Below are 1,909 nucleotides of genomic sequence, written 5' to 3'. Positions count from 1 at the left end.
GCCCAATGCTCTTGCTACGTTTGCTATCGGCAACATTGTTCTTCCGTTTTCTATCATTGGTTTTACGTCGCTTTGGATTTCTTTTCCGTTTACTATTATTTTATTTGTATCTACCGGAATTTCTATTGTTGTATTTTTGTCTTTTAGGATCGCTATTCTTGTGTCTTCTCTCCACTCTACTGTGTATCCTAGGGCTTCTGCTACGTATCTTATCGGTAACATTGTTCTGCCGTCTTTTATTATGGCTTTTGTATCCATTTTGGTTTCTTGTGTGTGGTTGTTTATTGTTCTTTGTAGTATGTCTGAGCCTATTTTGATCTTTAGTTCTATTACTGTCTTTTGTTTTTGCACTTCTGCTTTTGCATCTTTGCTTGGCGCCTTTATATATCTCCAGTCTATTGATCCCCTTTGATCGTTGTCGTTTCTAAATGCTCTTGGTGCCACTTTTATGCTTGGTTGTAATGGAGTTGAAGGTATTACTTTTATGCCCGGTGTCAGCGGCATAGCCGGCACTTCTTTTGGCTTTTCTTCTTTGTCTCTTCTTGCTTGTTCTTCTTTTTCTCTTCTTGCCTTTTCTTCTTTGTCTCTTCTTGCTTGTTCTTCTTTTTCTCTTCTTGCCTTTTCTTCTTTGTCTCTTCTTGCTTGTTCTTCTCTTTCTCTTCTTGCTTGTTCTTCTTTTTCTCTTCTTGCTTGTTCTTCTTTTTCTCTTCTTGCTTGTTCTTCTTTTTCTCTTCTCGCTTGTTCTTCTTTTTCTCTTCTTGCTTGTTCTTCTTTTTCTCTTCTTGCCTTTTCTTCTTTGTCTCTTCTTGCTTGTTCTTCTTTTTCTCTTCTTGCCTTTTCTTCTTTGTCTCTTCTTGCCTTTTCTTCTTTGTCTCTTCTTGCTTGTTCTTCTTTTTCTCTTCTCGCTTGTTCTTCTTTTTCTCTTCTTGCTTGTTCTTCTTTTTCTCTTCTTGTTTGTTCTTCTCTTTCTTTTTCTCTTTCTCTTTCTTCTTTTTCTTCTTTTTCTCTTCTCGCTTGTTCTTCTTTGTCTCTTCTTGCTTGTTCTTCTTTTTCTCTTCTCGCTTGTTCTTCTTTTTCTCTTCTTGCTTGTTCTTCTTTTTCTCTTCTCGCTTGTTCTTCTTTGTCTCTTCTTGCTTGTTCTTCTTTGTCTCTTCTTGCTTGTTCTTCTTTGTCTCTTCTTGCTTGTTCTTCTCTTTCTCTTCTTGCTTGTTCTTCTTTGTCTCTTCTTGCTTGTTCTTCTTTTTCTCTTCTTGTTTGTTCTTCTCTTTCTTTTTCTCTTTCTCTTTCTTCTTTTTCTTCTTTAATATTTTTTACAGACTTTCTAAATTCCTTAAGATTTTGAATATCATCATTATTATTTTCTGATATAAGTTTTCTAGCTTTAGTTCTAATTCTTCCTTCTAACTCTTGATTGCCTTCTATTTTTGTTTTTTCTAACTTCAATAATTCTTCTATTAATTTAGCTTTTTCATCTTTTAATTCTTGATCTATTTTATCAAGTAATGATTTAAATTCATTTACAAACAGAGTATGATCTAACTTACCATTGTTATATATAGCTGACCTATTTGATTTGCTAGGATCTTCTTTATAATTTTTAATTTCTTGTTCTAATTTAGATTCTAGATTTTTTAACAAAACTTTTCCATCGACACTTGTTGCATAAACAACACCACTTAACTCAGCCTTACCGAAGTTAACTGGTGCAAAAAGTACAAATGCTCCCACTACGCATGAGACAACCCCTATTGATAATCTTCTTATAGAATATCGGTATATTCTATTTCGCTTCCTACTTTTAATAAATTCCCTTAAATTCTCCATTCTCGTCCTCCGTTAAATATTCATTATCATTTTTAGTCATTCTTGATTAATTTTACAACTCTCCCCCTCAAAAATCAAGCTTTTT

General features: G+C 33.6%; 1 protein-coding gene. It reads right to left on the bottom strand.

The genetic code is table 11. The features are described from left to right. The coding region (locus tag HMPREF9129_RS11770; RefSeq protein ID WP_169311345.1) for a stalk domain-containing protein at positions 1-1,824 on the bottom strand (1,824 nt) is incomplete at its 3' end. Positions 1,825-1,909: the final 85 nt, after the last annotated feature.

It is taken from the genome of Peptoniphilus indolicus ATCC 29427 (assembly GCF_000227315.1).
In the GTDB taxonomy this organism is placed as follows: domain Bacteria; phylum Bacillota; class Clostridia; order Tissierellales; family Peptoniphilaceae; genus Peptoniphilus; species Peptoniphilus indolicus.
Note: the sequence above shows the minus strand (reverse complement) of the source record. Positions and strands in the feature narration are given on the sequence as shown.